The organism is Paenibacillus xanthanilyticus (assembly GCF_042682185.1).
GTDB lineage: Bacteria > Bacillota > Bacilli > Paenibacillales > Paenibacillaceae > Paenibacillus_Z > Paenibacillus_Z xanthanilyticus.
Genome location: NZ_JBHUHA010000002.1, coordinates 1817242 through 1836951, shown reverse-complemented (window position 1 = coordinate 1836951; position 19710 = coordinate 1817242). Strand labels below are relative to the sequence as shown.

19 protein-coding genes and 1 riboswitch are annotated in these 19710 nt (G+C 57.7%); of the genes, 17 read left to right on the top strand and 2 right to left on the bottom strand.

Features of this window, described 5'->3' with window-relative positions; genetic code table 11:
* Nucleotides 1-101 precede the first annotated feature (101 nt).
* The 13 genes from adhE to ACFSKT_RS25200 all read left to right on the top strand — a co-directional run bounded on the left by adhE (nucleotide 102) and on the right by ACFSKT_RS25200 (nucleotide 13643).
* Nucleotides 102-2708, top strand: a complete 2607-nt coding sequence (gene adhE / locus ACFSKT_RS25260) for a bifunctional acetaldehyde-CoA/alcohol dehydrogenase (protein ID WP_377720885.1) — start codon at nucleotides 102-104, stop codon at nucleotides 2706-2708.
* Between the two features lie 152 nt (nucleotides 2709-2860).
* Nucleotides 2861-3529, top strand: a complete 669-nt coding sequence (mobA, locus tag ACFSKT_RS25255) for a molybdenum cofactor guanylyltransferase (RefSeq protein ID WP_377720886.1) — start codon at nucleotides 2861-2863, stop codon at nucleotides 3527-3529.
* Between the two features lie 42 nt (nucleotides 3530-3571).
* On the top strand, nucleotides 3572-5842 hold the full coding sequence (gene pflB / locus ACFSKT_RS25250; protein WP_377720887.1) for a formate C-acetyltransferase: 2271 nt from the start codon (nucleotides 3572-3574) through the stop codon (nucleotides 5840-5842).
* A 37-nt stretch (nucleotides 5843-5879) separates the two neighbouring features.
* On the top strand, nucleotides 5880-6611 hold the full coding sequence (pflA, locus tag ACFSKT_RS25245) for a pyruvate formate-lyase-activating protein (RefSeq protein WP_377720888.1): 732 nt from the start codon (nucleotides 5880-5882) through the stop codon (nucleotides 6609-6611).
* A 277-nt stretch (nucleotides 6612-6888) separates the two neighbouring features.
* Nucleotides 6889-7593 (top strand): Crp/Fnr family transcriptional regulator, encoded by a 705-nt coding sequence (locus ACFSKT_RS25240; RefSeq protein WP_377721127.1) that lies wholly within the window; start codon nucleotides 6889-6891, stop codon nucleotides 7591-7593.
* 130 nt (nucleotides 7594-7723) lie between these two features.
* The gene (locus ACFSKT_RS25235) at nucleotides 7724-8494 is read left to right on the top strand and encodes a formate/nitrite transporter family protein (RefSeq protein WP_377720889.1); all 771 of its coding nucleotides are present in this window, start codon (nucleotides 7724-7726) and stop codon (nucleotides 8492-8494) included.
* Nucleotides 8495-8688: 194 nt separating this feature from the next.
* A complete protein-coding gene (locus tag ACFSKT_RS25230; RefSeq protein WP_377720890.1) occupies nucleotides 8689-9147 on the top strand; it encodes a GAF domain-containing protein in 459 nt (152 codons plus the stop codon).
* Nucleotides 9148-9182: 35 nt separating this feature from the next.
* The gene (locus tag ACFSKT_RS25225) at nucleotides 9183-9836 is read left to right on the top strand and encodes a response regulator (RefSeq protein ID WP_377720891.1); all 654 of its coding nucleotides are present in this window, start codon (nucleotides 9183-9185) and stop codon (nucleotides 9834-9836) included.
* Between the two features lie 7 nt (nucleotides 9837-9843).
* Complete coding sequence (locus ACFSKT_RS25220; protein WP_377721128.1) at nucleotides 9844-10947, top strand: PAS domain-containing sensor histidine kinase; 1104 nt, start codon at nucleotides 9844-9846, stop codon at nucleotides 10945-10947.
* A gap of 67 nt (nucleotides 10948-11014) precedes the next feature.
* Nucleotides 11015-11422: a nucleoside-diphosphate kinase gene (gene ndk, locus ACFSKT_RS25215; protein ID WP_377720892.1), complete on the top strand. Its 408-nt coding sequence runs from the start codon at nucleotides 11015-11017 to the stop codon at nucleotides 11420-11422.
* 159 nt (nucleotides 11423-11581) lie between these two features.
* Nucleotides 11582-12127 (top strand): TQO small subunit DoxD, encoded by a 546-nt coding sequence (locus ACFSKT_RS25210; protein ID WP_377720893.1) that lies wholly within the window; start codon nucleotides 11582-11584, stop codon nucleotides 12125-12127.
* Between the two features lie 47 nt (nucleotides 12128-12174).
* Nucleotides 12175-12369 (top strand): hypothetical protein, encoded by a 195-nt coding sequence (locus ACFSKT_RS25205; RefSeq protein WP_377720894.1) that lies wholly within the window; start codon nucleotides 12175-12177, stop codon nucleotides 12367-12369.
* A gap of 245 nt (nucleotides 12370-12614) precedes the next feature.
* Nucleotides 12615-13643, top strand: a complete 1029-nt coding sequence (locus tag ACFSKT_RS25200; RefSeq protein WP_377720895.1) for an HD-GYP domain-containing protein — start codon at nucleotides 12615-12617, stop codon at nucleotides 13641-13643.
* A 135-nt stretch (nucleotides 13644-13778) separates the two neighbouring features.
* Here the strand turns inward: ACFSKT_RS25200 and ACFSKT_RS25195 are convergent, their stop codons facing one another.
* Entirely contained in the window at nucleotides 13779-13922 is a 144-nt protein-coding gene (locus ACFSKT_RS25195) for a hypothetical protein (RefSeq protein ID WP_377720896.1), read from the bottom strand.
* Between the two features lie 43 nt (nucleotides 13923-13965).
* A riboswitch (cyclic di-GMP riboswitch) is annotated at nucleotides 13966-14050 on the bottom strand.
* A 185-nt stretch (nucleotides 14051-14235) separates the two neighbouring features.
* Between ACFSKT_RS25195 and ACFSKT_RS25190 the strand changes: the two genes are divergently transcribed.
* Both ACFSKT_RS25190 and yunB read left to right on the top strand, forming a co-directional pair.
* Nucleotides 14236-14895 (top strand): Crp/Fnr family transcriptional regulator, encoded by a 660-nt coding sequence (locus ACFSKT_RS25190; RefSeq protein WP_377720897.1) that lies wholly within the window; start codon nucleotides 14236-14238, stop codon nucleotides 14893-14895.
* Nucleotides 14896-15362: 467 nt separating this feature from the next.
* Nucleotides 15363-16268, top strand: coding sequence for a sporulation protein YunB (gene yunB / locus ACFSKT_RS25185; protein WP_377720898.1), 906 nt, complete (start codon nucleotides 15363-15365; stop codon nucleotides 16266-16268).
* A 131-nt stretch (nucleotides 16269-16399) separates the two neighbouring features.
* On the opposite strand, the gene ACFSKT_RS25180 is transcribed toward yunB, so the two are convergent.
* Nucleotides 16400-17494, bottom strand: coding sequence for a M23 family metallopeptidase (locus ACFSKT_RS25180; RefSeq protein ID WP_377720899.1), 1095 nt, complete (start codon nucleotides 17492-17494; stop codon nucleotides 16400-16402).
* A 389-nt stretch (nucleotides 17495-17883) separates the two neighbouring features.
* On the opposite strand from ACFSKT_RS25180, the gene lipA reads away from it, so the two are divergent.
* Together lipA and ACFSKT_RS25170 are read left to right on the top strand one after the other, a co-directional pair.
* Nucleotides 17884-18807, top strand: a complete 924-nt coding sequence (gene lipA / locus ACFSKT_RS25175; protein ID WP_377720900.1) for a lipoyl synthase — start codon at nucleotides 17884-17886, stop codon at nucleotides 18805-18807.
* Between the two features lie 19 nt (nucleotides 18808-18826).
* The gene (locus tag ACFSKT_RS25170; RefSeq protein ID WP_377720901.1) at nucleotides 18827-19699 is read left to right on the top strand and encodes a YutD family protein; all 873 of its coding nucleotides are present in this window, start codon (nucleotides 18827-18829) and stop codon (nucleotides 19697-19699) included.
* Nucleotides 19700-19710: the final 11 nt, after the last annotated feature.

Below are 19710 nucleotides of genomic sequence, written 5' to 3'. Positions count from 1 at the left end.
CTGTGAGCAATGTCATAGTTTGCCATGCGTAAGGAAGGTAAGATGAAGCCATAGAGGAGATGGCTGATCACCGAATCCACATCTCCAAGGAGGAGAAGACCATGGCTGTTAAAGAAAGCAAACTCGAAGCGCAACATTCCGCGCAGGACGAAGTAAACCGGCTGGTCGCCCGCGCGCGACTGGCCCAGGAAGCTTATCTCGGCATGGATCAGGAACAAATCGACCGCATCGTGCAGGCAATGGCGCTCGCTGGACTGGATCGGCATATGGCGCTGGCCAAAATGGCGGTGGAGGAAACGGGACGCGGCGTATACGAAGACAAAATCACCAAGAACATTTTTGCGACGGAATACATTTACCACAGTATCAAGCATGACAAGACGGTCGGCATCATCGAAGAGAACGCCTTCGAGAATTACAAGATGGTCGCCGAGCCGGTCGGCATTATCGCCGGGGTTACGCCGGTCACGAATCCGACGTCCACGACGATGTTCAAGACGCTGATCGCGACGAAGACGCGCAATCCGATCATCTTCGCGTTCCACCCTTCCGCCCAGAAGTCCAGCGCGGCGGCAGCCCGCACCTTGCTGGAAGCGGCCATTGCGGCCGGCGCGCCTGAGCACTGTGTGCAATGGGTCGAGACGCCGTCGCTGGACGCGACGGGGCTCTTGATGAATCATCCGGACGTGGCCCTCGTGCTCGCGACGGGCGGCTCCGCGATGGTGAAGGCTGCGTACAGCACAGGCAAGCCGGCGCTCGGCGTCGGACCGGGCAACGTACCGTGCTTCATCGAGCAAACCGCCGATCTGAAGCAGGCCGTGACGGATCTCATTCTCTCGAAGACGTTCGATAACGGCATGATCTGTGCCTCCGAGCAGGCGGTCATCATCGAAGAGCCGATCTACGACCAAGTCCGCAAGCTGATGAAGGACAGCGGCTGCTACTTCCTGAACAAAGCCGAAACCGAGGCGGTATCCAAATTAGTCATTAACAGCGATAAATGTGCGGTCAACGCGGTCATCGTCGGACAGCCGGCCGTGAAGATCGCCGAGATGGCCGGCATTCAAGTACCGCGGGAGACGAAGATTCTCGTCGCCGAGCTCGCGGGCGTAGGTCCTTCCTTCCCGCTGTCGGCCGAGAAGCTCAGCCCCGTGCTGGCCTGCTATAAAGTCAAGAACGCGCAGCAGGGCATCGACCGCGCGGCGGAAGTGGTCGCCTTCGGGGGCTTGGGCCACTCCTCGGTCATCCATTCGAACGACGATGCGGTCGTGCAGGCGTTCGCCAGACGGCTCAAGACGGGCCGCGTTATCGTCAACTCGCCTTCGACGCACGGCGCGATCGGCGATCTGTACAACACCAACCTGCCTTCGCTTACGCTCGGCTGCGGCTCCTACGGCCATAACTCGACGACATCCAACGTCTCGGCCGTGAACCTGCTCAACATCAAGCGCGTCGCGTACCGGACGGTCAATATGCAGTGGTTCAAAATTCCGCCGAAGATCTACTTCGAGAAAGGCGCGACGCAATATTTGGAGAAAATGCCGGACATCTCCCGCGTGCTGGTTGTGACCGACGCGATGATGGTGAAGCTCGGCTACGTCGAGAAGCTGGAGTATTACCTGCGCAAACGGACGAACCCGGTCGCGATCGAAGTGTTCTCGGACGTCGAACCGGACCCGTCGGTCGAGACTGTCGAACGAGGCACGGCGCTGATGGATAGCTTCAAGCCCGACTGCATCATCGCGCTCGGCGGCGGATCGCCGATGGACGCGGCCAAAGCGATGTGGCTGTTCTACGAATACCCGGACACGAGTTTCCATTCGCTGAAGCAGAAGTTCCTGGATATCCGCAAGCGCGTGTACAAATACCCGCGCCTGGGCGACAAGGCGAAGTTCGTCGCGATCCCGACGACCTCCGGCACCGGATCGGAAGTGACCTCCTTCGCGGTCATCACCGATAAGAAAGACGGCCATACGAAATACCCGCTCGCCGATTACGAGCTGACGCCGGACGTGGCGATCATCGATCCGGAATTCGTCTACAGCCTGCCGAAGATCGCCGTGGCGGACACCGGCATGGACGTGCTGACCCATGCGATCGAGGCTTACGTATCGGTCATGGCGAGCGATTACACGGACGGATTGGCACTGCATGCGATTCGGCTCGTATTCCAGAACCTGGAGAAATCCCATCATGAAGCGGATCCGACCGCGCGCGAAAAAATGCACAATGCCTCGACCATCGCGGGCATGGCATTCGCCAACGCGTTCCTCGGCATCAATCATAGCTTGGCGCACAAGTGGGGCGGCCAGTATCATACGGCCCACGGCCGCACGAACGCGATTCTAATGCCGCACGTCATCCGCTATAACGCGCAGAAGCCGACGAAATTCGCTTCTTTCCCGAAATACGGCCATTTCGTCGCCGATGAGCGTTATGCCGAGATCGCCCGTATGCTCGGCCTGCCGGCCCGCACGACGGAGGAAGGCGTGAACAGCCTGATCGAGGCCATCCGTAAGCTGAACGCGTCGCTCGGCATTCCGGAGAAGTTCCAGGATCTCGGATTCGATCCGGCCGATTTCGAGGCGAAGGTCGACTACCTGGCCGACCGCGCCTTCGAGGACCAGTGCACGACCGCGAATCCGCGCATGCCGCTCGTGACGGAGCTGGCTGACGTTTACCGCAATGCCTTCTACGGCAGATTCTAACCGCGTTTGCATCGCCCGGCTGCCGATCTGTGAGATCGGCAGCTTTTTGATTGGTTGCGGCCGTGACGGAACTCACTGCGCGCCGCTCCTGGCCATGGTGTAATGGTAGGGCGGGCGTACGCCGCCATTCGATAACGAAAGGAATGATCCCTATGCTGTCCGGCGTCATATTGGCGGGAGGCGAGCATGCCGCCACCCAAGGAGAGAATCGCGCCTTCTATGAGTTAGAGGGCCAAATGCTCATTCAGAAGCAAATCCGGGAAATGCAGGCATGCTGCAGCGACATCACGATCGTCACCGACCAGCCGGGGGCTTTCCTTCGCGTGGTCGACCGGAGCATACGCATCATTAGCGACTACTACCCCGGCAGCGGCCCGATGAGCGGCATGCACGCCGGCCTCGCGCTCGCGAAGAACCGGTCCGTCTGGCTGCTCGGCTGCCACATGCCTTACCCTTCGGCGGCCGCCGCCAAGCTGCTCTGGGAGCGGCAGACGGGAGGCATTGACGCCATTCTTCCGTTGGTGGAGGGCGCCCCTCATCCGCTGCACGGCATATACGACCGCGACTGCGCTAGCCAGCTGGAAGCCTTGCTCAGCCAAGGCAGCACGACGAAGGCCGATCTGCTGGAGACGATCCGCTGGAAGCCGCTGGAGGAAGCCGAATTCCGGTCCCGCGGCATCAGCAGCCGGTTCGTGCGCGCGATCCAGTCGTCCGAGGATTGGGCGCGCATCGCCGCCGACCAAGCGGAGACGTCGGCCAAACGCGGATATCTCATAAAATCGCGCCGAAGTGTGAGCAATGTCATAGTGAAACGGCTGTAAAACCGTTAATTTAGAGGTATAGAACAACGGAGGTGCTTATTCATGGCGATGAAAGAGCAGGAAGTCAAAGAAGGGCTGAATCGGCAGGGAGCATGGCGGGGCTTCGCGGAAGGGAATTGGCAGGCGAAGATCGACGTCAACTCGTTCATCGAGCGGAACCTAACGCCGTACGAAGGCGACGAGACGTTCCTCGCCGGTCCGACGGAAGCTACCGTTTCCTTGTGGGAGCGAGTCAGCGAGCTGCTGAAGGAAGAGCGCGAGCGGGGCGGCGTTCACGATATCGACGTCAATACGGTATCCACGATCACCTCGCATGAACCTGGCTACATCGACGAGACGCGGGAGCGCATCGTCGGCTTGCAGACCGACGCGCCGCTGAAGCGGTCCGTGCAGCCGTACGGCGGCATCCGGATGGCGGCTGATGCCTGCGAGGCGTACGGCTATAAGTTGAATCCAGAGCTCGACCGTCTCTTCACGGAAATCCGCAAGACGCATAATCAAGGGGTATTCGACGCTTACACGACGGAGATGCGGGCCGCTCGCCGGGCGGGCATCATCACCGGCCTGCCGGACGCCTACGGACGCGGTCGCATCATCGGCGATTACCGGCGCGTGGCGCTGTATGGCGTGGACCGGCTCATCGCCGGCAAGAAGGAGGAGCAGCTCGAGCTCGAGGTCGATGCGATGACCGAGGACGTCATTCGCCTCCGCGAGGAGCTGTCCGAGCAGATCCGCAGCCTCGCCGAGCTGAAGAAGATGGCCGCTTCGTACGGCTTCGATATCTCTTTGCCGGCTGTGAACGCGAGAGAAGCGGTGCAGTGGTTGTACTTTGCTTATTTGGCGGCAATCAAGGAGCAGAACGGCGCGGCGATGAGCCTTGGCCGGGTGTCCAGCTTCCTCGACATCTTTATCGAGCGCGACCTGCAAGAAGGCACGCTGACGGAGAGCGAAGCGCAGGAGCTGGTCGACCATTTCGTCATGAAGCTGCGGATCGTGAAATTCCTGCGGACGCCGGATTACAACGAACTGTTCAGCGGAGACCCGACCTGGGTGACCGAATCCGTCGGGGGGATGGGCGTGGACGGCAAGACGCGCGTGACGCGCAACTCCTACCGGTTCCTGCATACGCTCTATAACCTGGGACCGGCGCCGGAGCCGAACCTGACGATTCTGTGGTCGACGAAACTGCCGGACAACTTCAAGCAATACTGCGCGCGGGTATCGGCGGAGACGAGCTCGATCCAGTACGAGAACGACGACCTGATGCGCCCTTACTTTGGCGACGACTACGGCATCGCCTGCTGCGTATCCGCGATGCGGATCGGGAAGCAAATGCAATTTTTCGGCGCCCGCGCCAACTTGGCCAAAGCGCTCCTGTATGCGATCAACGGCGGCGTGGACGAGAAGCTCGGCGCGCAGATCGGGCCGAAGCTTGCGCCGATCACGTCCGACGTGCTGGACTATGAAGAAGTCAAAGCCCGCTTCGACACGGTGCAAGACTGGCTGGCGCAGCTGTACATGAACACGCTCAACGTCATTCACTACATGCACGACAAATACTGTTACGAACGCATCGAGATGGCCTTGCACGACCGGGATATCGTCCGGACGATGGCATGCGGCATCGCGGGTCTGTCGGTTGTCGCCGACAGCTTGAGCGCGATCCGCTATGCAAAGGTACGTCCGGTCCGCAATGAACAGGGCATCGCGGTCGACTTCGAGATCGAGGGCGACTACCCGATGTACGGCAACAACGATGACCGCGTCGACACGATGGCCGTCGAATTGGCGGAGGGCTTCATGAACCGGCTGCGTCAGCATAAGCCTTATCGCAACGCGATTCCGACGATGTCGGTGCTGACGATTACCTCCAATGTCGTGTACGGGAAGAAGACCGGCAGCACGCCGGACGGCCGCAAAGCCGGCCAGCCGTTCGCGCCAGGCGCCAACCCGATGCACGGCCGCGACCGCAAAGGCGCGCTCGCCTCGCTCGCTTCGGTGGCGAAGCTGCCATACGAGCACAGCCTGGACGGCATCTCGAACACGTTCTCGATCATTCCGAAGGCGCTCGGACGGGAGGACGCGGTCCGCTTCAACAACTTGGCGGCGATGCTGGACGGCTACGCGGCAAGCGGCGGCCACCATCTGAATGTGAACGTCTTTAACCGCGAGCAGCTGCTCGACGCCATGGAGCATCCGGAGAAATATCCGCAGCTGACCATTCGCGTCTCGGGTTATGCGGTCAACTTTATCAAATTGACGAGAGAGCAGCAGCTCGACGTCATCAGCCGCACGTTCCACGGGGAAATTTGACAGCTAGACGTGCATCATGGAAAGGAGCGTGGCCCGCATGAAAGGCCGTATACATTCAATGGAAACCTTTGGGACGGTGGACGGCCCCGGCATCCGCTTCGTCCTGTTCATGCAGGGCTGCGCGCTGCAATGCCAGTTTTGCCATAACCCCGATACTTGGGACACGGCAGGAGGCCGCCAAGTCACGGTGGAGGAGATTTTAGCGGAAATCGAGCCGTACCTGGCCTATTACAAAGGCTCGGGCGGCGGCATTACGGTGACGGGCGGAGAACCGACGCTGCAGGCCCCTTTCGTCGCCGAGCTGTTCAAGGCGTGCAAGGAGCGGTTCGGGCTGCATACCGCGCTGGACAGCTCGGGATTCTGCGAGACGTCCCACGCGGCGACACTGATGGAATATACCGACCTCGTGCTGCTCGATTTGAAGCAGATGAACAAGAAGAAGCACGAAAGGCTGACCTCCCAGCCGAACGACCGCATTCTGAAATTCGCCCGCTGGCTGTCCACGATCGGCAAGCCGGCGTGGATCCGGCACGTGCTCATTCCGGGCATTACGGATAATGCGGAGGATCTGAACGCCTTGGGCGAATTCATCTCGCTGCTCTCCAACGTCGAGAAGCTCGAACTGCTGCCCTACCATCGCATGGGGGTCTACAAGTGGCAGGCGCTCGGCCGCGAATACCCGCTGGAGGGCGTGCCGACTCCGACGGAACGGGACATTCGGCGGGCCAGGGAAGTCATCGACCGGGCCAGGAAACATATCGTGCTGTAATAGTTGGCAAAGAAGGCGCATTTTGCGCCTTTTTTGCGTAGGTACCTTCCGGCGATCCGCCGGGGTTATCAGGGTTTTCCCGCATACGTTCGGTGGAATAAGAAGGCGATTGGAGCAAATTACCTGTCTAAATTGTGATTTCCCTCACAGCGAAGCGGGGGGAAACCCGCCGCAAAGATCAGTGGAGCCCCCGATGTTCGGCGAAGGCCGCGCCGCGATATGATAGAGGCAACAAGGAAGCCGGTCGGGGCTTGAAAGGGGACGGATGAGAATGGGAATGATGGTGAATCGCGCGGAGGGCTTGGAGCCGATCTTGTCAAATGAAAGCTTCGAACTGCTTAAGGGCATCATGTATATCAAACAGGTCGAGAAAGGCAGCTGTCTGTTTTGGGAAGGCGATAAGGCGGATAAATTGTTCTTTCTTTTCGGCGGCCGGGTCAGGACGACCAAATCGTCGGACAGCGGTCGGACGCTGACGCTGTACTTGCATCAGAAGGGCGATCTCATCGGGCAAGTGGACCCGTTCCAGGACTCCGTGCACGGCTTCAGCGCGGAAGTAACCGAGGATGCGAAAGTCGGCGTCATTCAGCGCAAAGACCTCGAGGTGCTGTTGTGGCAGCACGGGGATTTGGCGGTGGAGTTTATGAAATGGATGGGGCTGATGCACCGGCTGACACAGACCAAATTCCGCGATCTGATGATGTTCGGCAAGACCGGCGCGCTGTGCTCGCTGCTCATCCGGCTTAGCAATTCGTACGGCAAAGACAAGGACGGCGGCATCTTCATCGACCTGAAGATCAACAATACCGAGATGGCCGATATGATCGGCGCCACGCGCGAGAGCGTCAACCGGATGCTGAGCGACCTGAAGAAGGAAGACGTGATTCAATACGCGGACGGACACTTCTTGATCAAGGATCTCCATTATTTGCGGGATGTATGCCATTGCGAGAACTGTCCGAAAGAGATTTGCCGCATGTAGGGAGCATCAAAAAGGACGATGACGGGCGCAAGGGATGACCGGTGCGGCAACCGCACGTGAGAAATTTCACAGCTTCTCCCCCGGCTGCGGGCGTATACTCGGCTCATAACAGAGCGGGGGGAGATAGAGAATGGGATACACGAAACCGGAACAATTAGCCAATCTTGCCGTCGAGATGGGCGTCAAGAAAGCGTCGCTGCCGCTTCGAGCCCAGGCGGTGCTCGGCTTCGCGGCCGGTGCCTTCATCGCGCTCGGCTTTCTGCTCGCCATTAAGGTGAGCGCGGGCATCCCCGAATCGTGGAGCGGCATGAACAACTTCATCGGCGCGGCGGTGTTCCCGCTGGGCCTGATCCTTTGTCTAGGCGCAGGCGGGGAGCTGCTGACCGGCAATATGATGGCGGTCCCGCTCGCTTGCTTTGCGGGCAAATTGACCTGGCGCAAGTGGGCGGCGAATTGGAGCGTGATCACCGTCAGCAATATGGCGGGGGCGCTCTTTGTTGCTTACGTGTTCGGACATCTCGCGGGGTTGACCGAACACGGTCCGGCGCTCGCGCGAATGGTTGCGCTGGCGAGCGGCAAGCTGGAGGAGTCGTTCCTCGTCGCGTTCATATCCGGCATTGGCTGCAACTGGCTCGTCTCGTTAGCGGTATGGATGGCGAACGGCTCGAAGGACGGAGCGGGATTCGCCGTAGCGGTCTGGTTTCCGACGATGGCCTTCGTCGCGCTCGGCTTCCAGCACGTCGTCGCCAACATGTTCCTGATTCCTGCGGCGATCTTCGCGGGCGAAGCGGGATGGCTCGATTGGCTGTACAATTTCGTGCCCGTGTACCTCGGCAACGCGGTCGGCGGCTCGCTCTTCGTCGGCGGATTGTACGCCCTCGCTTATATCCGAAAATCATAACCGTCCTTGCGCAAGCGGCGGCGCCAGCGAGATCGACTCTCGGGCGCCGCCGCTTGTTGCGTTCTTCACTTGCGGAATTCCCTGAGCGGTGAATGGGGGAGTTCCCTTACATACAAGTTCCCGCGGAACTTTTACAATATAGATAGAAAATAACTGAACCTGGGTCAACCGGCGGAAAGAAAGGTGAAAAACCAGTGAACGGTTCGAATATAAGAGAGCACCTGGCATTGGAATTGGAGCGGCTTCGGGAGCGCAACGGCAGCGACTTCGCCGCGATCGCGCTTCCGGCGTCGGACGACCGCGCCATGCGCTGGCAGATCGTCCTCGGCGGTCGCAACGGGAAAGTCGGGCAGATGAAAATTAAACCGGGGGTCGGACTCGGCGGTATGGTGCTGCGGCACGGGACGGTATACACTGTTAACGATGGAGAAAACGCAGAATTGCTGGAAGCGTGTCCCGTCATGCTCGCCGAACGGCTCGCGTCGGGTATCGCCTGTCCGCTGATCGAGAGCGACACGGGTCCGGCAGCCGGCATCCTGTTGTTCGGCAGGAGAGGAAGGGAAGCCTACGAGAAGTTCGCGATATCGCGAATCGGGGAGGAATTCCGAGATTCGGGGCTGCTAACCGGCCTCCTTGACGGCGACTTCGGTTAGAGCGGGCTGCGTGAACAGCGGAAAGAGGGATCGGAATGATAAAAATTTTGATCGTGGACGATCACGCCATGGTTCGCTCCGGGATGCGGCTGCTGCTCGGCGGCAAGGACGATATCGAGGTCGTCGGCGAAGCTTCCGACGGCGATGAAGGCATACGCGCGGCGGAATCGCTGCGTCCGGATGTCATCTTGATGGATCTGAGCATGCCTCATGGCAAAGACGGCCTGACGGCCGCCGCGGAGCTCAAGGAACGGATGCCGGAGACGGCCGTTCTCATCTTGACCATGCACGACGACGATGAATATTTGTTCCGGGCGATTAACGCGGGCGCCGCCGGATACGTACTCAAGAGCGCGCCGCACGAGGAGCTGCTCACCGCGATCCGCTCCGTCGCCAAGGGCGACGCCTACCTGTATCCGACCGCCACGAAGCGGCTCATGAACGAATACGTGGAGCGCATGAAGCGAGGCGAGAGCTCGGACGTATTCGATACGCTCTCCGAGCGGGAGAAGGAAGTGCTGGCGCTGGCGGCTCAAGGCTACGCGAACAAAGAAATCGCCGAGCAGCTCGTGATTAGCGTCAAGACGGTGGAAACCCACAAGAGCAACGTCATGGAGAAGCTCGGACTGAAAACGCGGCCGGAGCTGATCAAATACGCGATGAAGAAAGGACTGCTGCAGTTTGACTAACGATCCGATGTATCCGGAACGAGACGTCATCGCCGAGCACGTCGAGGCGCTGCTCGCCCGCTTGGACGAGGAGCTGGGAGAAGGCGCGTTCCGCGCCGAGTTGAGACAGTCCCTCAAACAGCTCGCCGACGTCAAAGCGGCGCTCGACGCATCCTCGATCGTCGCCGTCACGGACCATAGAGGCAAAATTCAATACGTGAACGAAAAATTTTGCGAAATTTCGAAGTACCCGCGCCAAGAGCTGCTCGGACAGGATCATAGGCTTCTCAACTCCGGCTACCATGGCAAAGCGTTCATGCGCGACCTGTGGGAGACGATTCAGGCCGGGAAGGTATGGCGGGGAGACATTCGCAATCGGGCGAAGGACGGCTCCCATTACTGGGTGAACACGACGATCGTTCCTTTCGTGGACGAGGAAGGAAAACCGTATCAGTTTTTGGCTATTCGCAACGAGGTCACCCGGCTGAAGAAGGTGGAAGAAGAGCTGCAGGAGACGCTGGCCAAGGTGATGACGGTACAGGAGGAGGAGCGGCGCAAATTTTCCCGCGAGCTGCACGACGGGATCGGGCAAAGCCTGTTCTCGCTGCTGATCGGGCTGGACCGCGTCATCTCTGCCGAAGCGCCGGAGAAGCGGGAGCTCTCCATGATCCGCGAGCAGGTTGCCGGCATAATGGAAGAGGTGCGGGGACTGGCGTGGGAGCTGCGGCCGTCGGTATTGGACGATCTCGGCATCGTGCCGGCCTTGCGCACCTATATCGACAATTACGCGTCGCATTACGGCATCAAGGTGGCGTTCGACTGTCGTCTGCGCGGCCGGCTCGGCATAGCTGCCGAAACGGTCATCTACCGCATCGTGCAGGAGGCGCTGACGAACATCGCCAAATACGCCGACGTCGACGAAGCCGAAATTAGCATTGCGGAGCGGGACGGCGAGGTTGTCGCGCGCATCGCTGACCGCGGAAGAGGCTTCGATACGAGCGCGGCCGCCAAGGGCGTCGGTCAGTCCAGCATGGCCGAGCGGGCGCGAATCGCGGGCGGGACGCTGTCCGTGGAATCCGCTCCGGGCGAAGGATGCATTGTGACGCTGCGTCTGCCGGGAGAGTCAACATAGTTGTGACGTGGCGCACAGCCGCGGATGCCGGATTGGGGTATAGTACTACCAAGAGGAGATGATGCAGATGACCGAGAAAGCATTCGTTATGATTAAACCCGATGGCGTAAGACGCGCATTGATCGGCAAAATCGTCAACCGATTCGAAGAGAAGGGCCTTTCGTTAGCTTGGGCGGAGATGATGAACGTGTCGCGGGAAATCGCCGAGACGCACTACGGACATTTGAGAGACAAGCCGTTCTTCGGCGATCTCGTGGACTACATTACATCCGGTCCGGTATTTGCGATGATCGTGGAAGGCAAGGGGGCCGTCAAGAACGTGAGATCGCTGATCGGACCAACCGATCCAGCAGCCGCGCCTCCAGGCACGATACGCGGCGACTACGGCGTGGATGTCGAAGAGAACGTCATCCACGGTTCGGATTCGCCGGATAACGCGGTCAGAGAAATCGCCTTGTTCTTCAATCGGATGTGAGATCCATCACAGCGGTCATGGATCGGATCGCGTAAACTAAAAGCATAAGAGGAAGCAGCGGCTGCCGGCAGCGAGCAAAGCAGGGCGTCATCGACAGGCGGCTTCGCTAACTCTACCACACTATGTGAATAAATTCACATAACCCAAGGAGTGAGTGTCATGATGAAATTTCTGCGCGAGAACGTGTACGCCGCCGGGCTGCTGGTCCTGCTTCGAATCTATGTCGGCTGGCAATGGCTCGATGCCGGCATCCACAAACTGAAGGACGGCTTCGACGCCGCGGGCTTCTTGAAGGGAGCGATCGCGAACCCCGTCGCGGACCGCGCAACGGGCGAGCTCATTTATCCGACCTTCATGAAATTCATCGAACATGCGGCGCTGCCGAACGTGAAAATCATTAATATCGTCATCCCGCTTGGCGAAACGCTGGTCGGGCTCGGCTTGATCGTCGGCGGATTGACCGCGACGGCCGCGTTCTTCGGTCTGCTGATGAACTTCATGTTTCTCTTCGCCGGCACGGTAAGCACGAACCCTTGGCTGATCTTGCTCGGCGGAATCGTCATGATCGCCGGCGCGAACGCGGGCCGCTTCGGACTTGATTATTACCTGCTGCCTTTCCTTCGCAAGCATGTTCGCTTTCAGCGCAAAGGCCGCGGCGGGGAAGCGACGCCGGTCAATCCCATCCCGCCGCAAGCCGCTCATTAATGCGAAGCTAGGCTCATAGGTCCATATTATTCCGAAACGAGGCGATCATGATGATGCCATTTGATCCGAAAGAGACCCGGACGACAAGAAACCTGCTTCAGTTCTGCTACACGTGCCATGAAGCGCATGAATGCGATACCGAGCGGAAATGCATCGCATGCTGGGAAGCGTTGGGCATTGAGGATGAAGCCGTGGAAGCCGAGCAGACGACGGAAGAGCTGCTTGTCCTATACGCGATGTAGATTCAGATATGACGATCGAGTAATAGAATAACGGAATCAATGGTCGGTGCCGAAATAACGGTGCCGGCCATTTTTGGTTCCCTGCAATGGGAAAATAATAGAATCCTATAGGCCTAATTTATGACAAATTTTCTAGTGATATCGTCGCATTGCACCGAAATTTGGTATAATGGTAACATCTGTATGAGCATGACCGCATGACCACATGACGAGAAGGGATGCACGCAGCTTTGGGGGAATCGGGTATGGACAGCTTATTGGGACTCAAACTGAAGAACGACGTGACAACCGCATACGGATTAACGATTATACCGGCACACACCGTTTTGGAAGAAAGACATACGGCCCTCTTGGCTAAACACGGGATCGACCCGTATTCGCTCGTCTACGTTCAGCATCCGCGGGGCTCGCAGCGCCGCCCGGAATCGGGGGGCGGCACGCAAGACGCAGCGGTACGCCAGGCGGTCAAGGCTTCGAAGGCGCTATTCGCCAGGATGCAGGAAACGCGTAAAATCCCGGTGATGGAACTGCGGGACGAGGTGCTCCCGCTCGTGCAGCAAGCGGCGGAAGAGCCGGACGTATTCGGCTTGTTCGAGTCGATCAGGGCTAAAGACGATTATACCTACGAACATAATATCGGGGTCGGCGTGCTTGCGACGCTGATTGGCAGGTGGATGAACCTAAGCGAGACGGAGCTTTCGGTACTCGCTATGGCCGCCACGCTGCACGATGTCGGCAAAATTAAAATTCCATCGGAAATATTGAACAAGCCCGGCAAGCTCACGTCCGAGGAGTACGCGATCGTCAAGCAGCATACGGTAATCGGCTACGAGATGCTGAAAGGGACGACCGGACTGAACAGCAGAGTCGCGCTTGCGGCGCTGCAGCATCATGAACGCAGCGACGGGAGCGGCTATCCGCTGGGACTAACGGCGGAGCAGATCGATCCGCTTAGCCGAATCGTTGCCGTGGCCGACGTCTTTCATGCCATGTCTTCGCGGCGGCCCTATCATGAGCCGCTTCCGTTCTACGACATATTGAATCAAATTCGGCTCGGCAAATTCGGCGTTTTCGATCCGCAGATCGTGTCGATTTTCCTGGAAAACATGGTTGGCCGCATGGTCGGCCGGAAGGTCGTGCTGTCGGATGGCAGGTCGGGCGAAGTGGTTTTTTTGAATCCGCATTCGTTGGAGAGGCCGCTGGTGCGACTAGAGGACGAGTTCATCGACTTAAGCAAGGTGGGCGACGTACATATCCTAAGAGTAATCATCTAAAATGGAGTAAGGCGAAGAAGAGGAGCGTCGGGGCTGCTCCTCTTGTAAAATTAAGTCTTTTCATGACGAAAAATATTGTGTAGAATGAAGGAGTAGTAGTCCGAAAGTAGGACGCGTGTTGCCTAGGCGGCTTTGTTACATGACTTGCTTCTCGGACCCAGCGGACGGATGTTGTTCCTCGGTGTTAAGATTCAATGTTTTCCAGGCCTCGAAGAACTTATTCGAAATACCCAGGTGCTCGATGATTTTCTCCGCGGGAATAACGATTTTTTCATTCATAGTTATAATTCCTCCTGAAAAAAGATAGACCACCCCCATATAAATGAGAGATGGTCGGTTGCACTACTAGCTCCACCGCATCCAAGTGCCCACATACAGATGACGGTTTCTTAGCTCCCATATATAAAGCATGTACGACATATCGACTGGATCTAGCATAGCATCCGATTTTAATCGCTTTGTTAAGCTCGGCTCATTTCTTGTAAAAATTCGCCTAATCTTATGCATTTTCCTATCTTCTGGCCAACTCAACCGAGAAGAATTCTCATCACGCAATGTGATTAAACACCAGCACAGGAAGAGTGAACCGATCATGGTGATGTTTCACAATTTATTCAAGAGCATTCCGATTTTTGAAGGGCTCGATCTGGAAGAACTGAAAGCCATCGAACCGCTCTTCAAAAAAAGAACATATACCCGAGGCACGATCCTGTTCATGGAAGGCGACTTGGGGGACGAGTGCTTTGTCATTGACAGCGGGCTGGTGAAAATCTTCAGGGTTGACGAATCGCGCGAAATTACGCTGGCTCTTCTGCATGAAGGCGACTATTTTGGGGAAATGGCCATGATTCGGAAAGGGATGCCGCGATCTGCAACGGCTGAAGTAATTGAAACCGGGATGTTGTACACGTTAAGCCGAACAGACTTTATGTATTTCTTGGAAAGTAACCCCATAATGTGCCTGAAGCTGCTGGAAGAAACCATGGAGCGTCTCCGCAACGCCAATGAACAAATCTACGATTTAACCTTTCTGGATTTGAAAACCAGACTTCATAAAGTGCTTGTCCGCATGGCGGACGAGAAGGGCGTACCCGTCGACGGCGGCATGATGATCCCGTTTAAGCTGACTCATCAGCAGCTGGCGAATATGGTAGGCTCCATACGAGAGTCGGTCTCCAAGATGTTGATCGAGCTGCAGGACGAACAATTAATCAGCGTCAAGAACAAACAGTTCACGATCTATCGCCGTTAATCGTTAACTAAACTCATTACTATTATTGTACATGACGGCTCATTTTGAAACTGTATGCTGGCATACAAAATGCTCCGAAACCTTGCGGCGGGGGTGGAGAAAGCTTCCAATAGCCCGTAGTTGCGCGGGTTTCACCGATTTTCAACCCATGCTAAAGATTCCATAAAGTAGGCGCTCGCGAGCTGATGGCCTGCGAGTCCATTACCATAAGAATCATCCGCTTACAAATAGTGGGTGATTCTTTTTTTTTGAAATACAAGAGTGGAAAGTCGTTGGCTGCAGTCATGTACGTATAATATTCGGACAATTTCGCTTGTTTGAGGGGGCTCGCTTCAAAAATTGGTGAAATTTTCCCTGCCCCGTTCGCGCATCCGCCTTACGCGAGGGCTTCTTCTTTTTTGGACGGACCGTGCATAAGCTGTGATGGAGAGCGCGGACGAGATCTGAAGAAAGGAGCCGCCGATCATATGGCAAGGTGGGGAAGGCGAGGTTGGCGCAGCAGAAGGGGGAAGCGGGGCAAGCTGGGATTGCCGCGCCTTGGGCGCAAACAATTTTGGCTGATTATGCTTGCGCTTGCCGCGGTGCTGCTCTTTCAATTTTTCGTATTCGTGGAGCGCAACCTGAAGGGACCGCTTATGAACGTTGCCACGATTCGGGTGAAACAGGTCGCGACACAGGCGATTAATAAAGCGATCACCGAGCAAGTAGCGGGCGGGACGGAGACGGAGAAGCTCATAGACTGGAAAATGAACGCATCCGGGAAAACATCCGGCTTCATGATCAATTATTCCGAACATATGCGGATCCGGTCGGAGACGACGCAGACCGTGCAGGATACGTTAGGCGAGCTGGGTGAAATTCCGGAGCACGTGCCCGTCGGCCAAGCGCTCGGAAGCGCGATCATTGCGTCGTTCGGCCCGCGCGTGCCGGTCAAGTTCGAACCGCTCGGCTCCGTCAAGGTCGATTTATTCACCAGGCAGAAGGAAGCGGGCATCAATAACATTCTCGTCGAGGTGTACATGCGGATCATCGCGGAAGTCTCCATCATCATTCCGTTCGACACGAAGCCGGAGATGGTCGAGACCGAAATCCCGATATCGTACTTGCTCGTTGTAGGCGACGTACCCATGTATTATTACGATAACAAAGGTAATCCGGTCGGCGATTCGGCCCAAGGCGCGCCGAGCATCACGCTGCCTTCCGGCAATGCCGACGGCGTCACGACGACGGTGCCGGAACTCTCGGATGAAGAACTGGACATGCAAGAGATCGAAGGCGAAGCGGCAACTGACGAAGGCGCGCAGTCTGACGAAGCTCATGCCCAGGAAGAGAATGCTGCATCAGAGAGCCCGCCCAACGGAGGCGCGGAATAAGGCCTCTTGACGTGGTGTCAAGGCAATAAAGTGCGTTTATTATAAGGTTGTTAGGGGCAGCAAGCAAAAGGCGCAGCCCGGCGTTTTCGCGCCGGATTGCGCCTATTGTCTTGCGGAGGCTGAAGCTAACGTTATTTTTTCTTGCGCAAACGCCGTGCTTCTTCCTTCTCCCACCGGTGCAGCAGCGGGTAAGGATCGAACGACCACTCGATTAACCCCCGGTCGCGGTAGACACCGTAGTGAAGATGGGGCGGGAACTTCCCTGACGTGCCGGGCTTGCCGTAGCCTGAGCTTCCGACCCAACCTAACGTCTGGCCGGGCTTGACGACGGTGCCGACCTGCACCGTTTTATCATAACCGGACAGATGGGCGTAATAGTGGTAAATATTGTTCAGATCGCGTACGCCGATGCGCCAGCCGCCGTAAGGGTTCCACCCCTTCGTCTCCACGATGCCGTATGTCGTGCTGCGTACCGGAAGTCCATAATCGGCGAAAATATCCGTTCCCTCGTGGATTCGGTAGCCGCCCCAGCTTCGCTTGGTGCCCCATGTGCCCCGGTAGGAATAGTGGCTCCCGATCGGGAGCGGGAAGGCGTGTCCTTCCAAGTCGAGTTTGCCGTATGTCTCGTAGATTTTGGCGAATTGTCCGATTCGCTGAACGGCTCTCGTATTGTGGTAGAACTGCCAACACGCGATCGCGAAATCATCATTAGACGGTCCGAATTGCATCATATGGCTGGCGACCGCGTACAGCAGGTCTGCGTCGCTCGTCCGCTTGGCCAGCCCGTCGCCGTCGCCGTCCTTACCGAGTCCGTTGAACCACCGGATTGTGCCGGGCAGCTCGTCTTCGAGGTTGGGGTTCAAGGCGCCGGCCCAGTCCTCGTCGGACATATAGATGCCGATCCACTGGCCGAGCTGGCCGCGCGATTTTGGTCTGGCCTTCGTGATGGTACGCTCGTACTGGTCGATGGCGGCTAGCCTATACCACGGAATATGGGTCGTCGCGCCCATCCATTCGTACAACTCGCGGCGTTTCTCGAATGGGTCGGCCGCTTCCTGCGCGACGCCGCCGCTATGTGCAGGGACCTTGGCCGAGACGTAACGCTCGTCCGCTGCGAGTTTCATCTGCGGCTTGGCTTCCCCCGCCCAAGCTTGGTCATTCGTTAGGGGCAGCAGGCAAAGCGCGCAGAGCGCCGCCGATAACCGCAGCAACCGATTGCTTTTCAAAACGCGAGTCACCTCCTGGCTGCGAAAGTGGAGTCAATTCATCATGCATGAGGATAGTCGATAGCATTTGCAATCGGCCGTTTTTTATCCGAAAACGAAACAGGCTAGAAGCGGCACCGACATTGGCGCGCGCTTCTAGCCTTTGTCCATCAGGATGCATCAATTCGTCCTTACTTGTGATTACATGACTCTCTCCAAATTCGGGCATACAGGTGAAGTGTGTCCATAAAGGATATCATAGACCTTAGACCTATTCGGAAGATGGCTTTCGAAACCTTGGAATCGTCCCCAGGGATGAAAAGGAACCAAGCTAACGCCTTTAGCGACAAATCTCTCTTTGCGCTGGAGGCCTCCACTACCTTATAATAAAACGATGGAACAAACACGTAATGGACAAGAAAGCGGGTATGACCATGAAGACGAAACAGCAGGCGCTACCAAAGCCGGACTGGCTTCGGATCAAACTTACGACCGGTGGAAACTACGCCGAAATTAAAGATATGATGGGCTCGAAAAAACTGCACACCGTATGCGAGGAAGCGCGCTGTCCGAACATTTACGAATGCTGGGCGAACCGGACCGCGACATTCATGATCCTTGGCGATATTTGCACGCGCGCGTGCCGCTTCTGCGCGGTGAAGACCGGCATGCCGACAGAGTTGGATCTGGAAGAGCCGAAGCGCGTCGCCGAGGCGGCCGAGCAGATGGGACTTCGCCACTGCGTCGTCACCTCCGTCGCTCGCGACGACCTGAAGGATGGCGGGGCGATGATCTTCGCCGAGACGGTGAAAGCGATTCGCGAACGCTTGCCTTTATGCAGCGTAGAGGTGCTGATCCCCGACTTCATGGGAAGCGAAGAATCGCTTCGCGTCGTCATGGATGCGAACCCGAATATCCTGAACCACAATATCGAGACCGTGGCGCGGATGTCAGACCGCGTGCGCGCCAAGGCCAAATACCCGCGCTCGCTCGAGCTGTTGAAACGGGCGAAGCAAATGAAGCCGAACATTCCGACCAAATCCAGCATTATGCTCGGCGTGGGCGAGACGTACGAAGAAATTTTGCAGGCGATGGACGATCTGCGCGCGGCAGACGTGGATATCCTGACGTTGGGCCAGTACCTGCAGCCGACGCCGAACCATATGCCGATCGTGCGCTACGTTCACCCGGACGAGTTCGCGAAGCTGAAGGAAGAGGGCTTGAAGCGGGGCTTCAGCCACGTGGAATCGGGTCCGCTCGTCCGCAGCTCGTATCATGCGCATGAACAGGTCAAGTCGGCAAGCGAAGCCAAGGCCCAGGCGGCGACCCTGTAAGAAGGAGTGACGAACAGCATTGATCCATATCGGCGGCAGAACCTATGAACTGGTTTACGATCACAAAAACGGATGGAATCCCGAGGCGTTCCGCAACCGGTACAGCGACGTGCTGGAGCGTTACGATTACGTCATCGGGGACTGGGGTTACAATCAGCTGCGGCTGAAAGGCTTCTTCCGCGACACGCATCCGAAAGTGACGGCAGGCAGCTCGTTCTCGAGCATGTCCGACTATATTAACGAATATTGTAATTTCGGCTGCGCTTATTTCGTATTGCAGAAGCAGACCGGCGCGAAGCGCGAGGGCGAGAGTGAAGGCGATATCTATCTCGACGAGATTGATATGTCGGAGCGCTTGACCGGTACGGGAGATAATGCGGAATCCGCATATCGTCAAGCCGTGCCGGCAGCGGCCGCCCAGACGGCAGCCGCTGCCGAGGGCGGCGAGACGCCGGTGCCGAGACGAGAGCACGCGAGAGGCCCTCGTGGACCGCGTAACGATCACCGCCGCGACGGGCACCGCTCGTCGTATGCGAATCGGCGGGACCAAGACCGCGATCAGGAACGCGGGGGCGAGCAAGGACCGGCGCCGGAACGCGCGGAGTCCGGCGGCCGTCCTGAGCGCGCGCAGGAAGGGCGCAAGCCTTATTACAAGGATCGCGACCGCTCGCGCGGAGATCGCGACAACAACCGCCAACAAAGCGGGCATAGCTCCGGCGGCGACCGCAGCGGCGGCGAACGTCCACGTCAGAAGCGGCAGCATTTTCCGCCTAAGGCGCCGGTCGCAGCCGCTTCCGAAGGCCAGCAGTCGCGCAGTCGCGACAATGCGGCAGGATCGAAGCCGAACCAAAACCAGAACCAGAATCCGAATGCGAATAAGAGCGATACCTAGTGAAACAAACA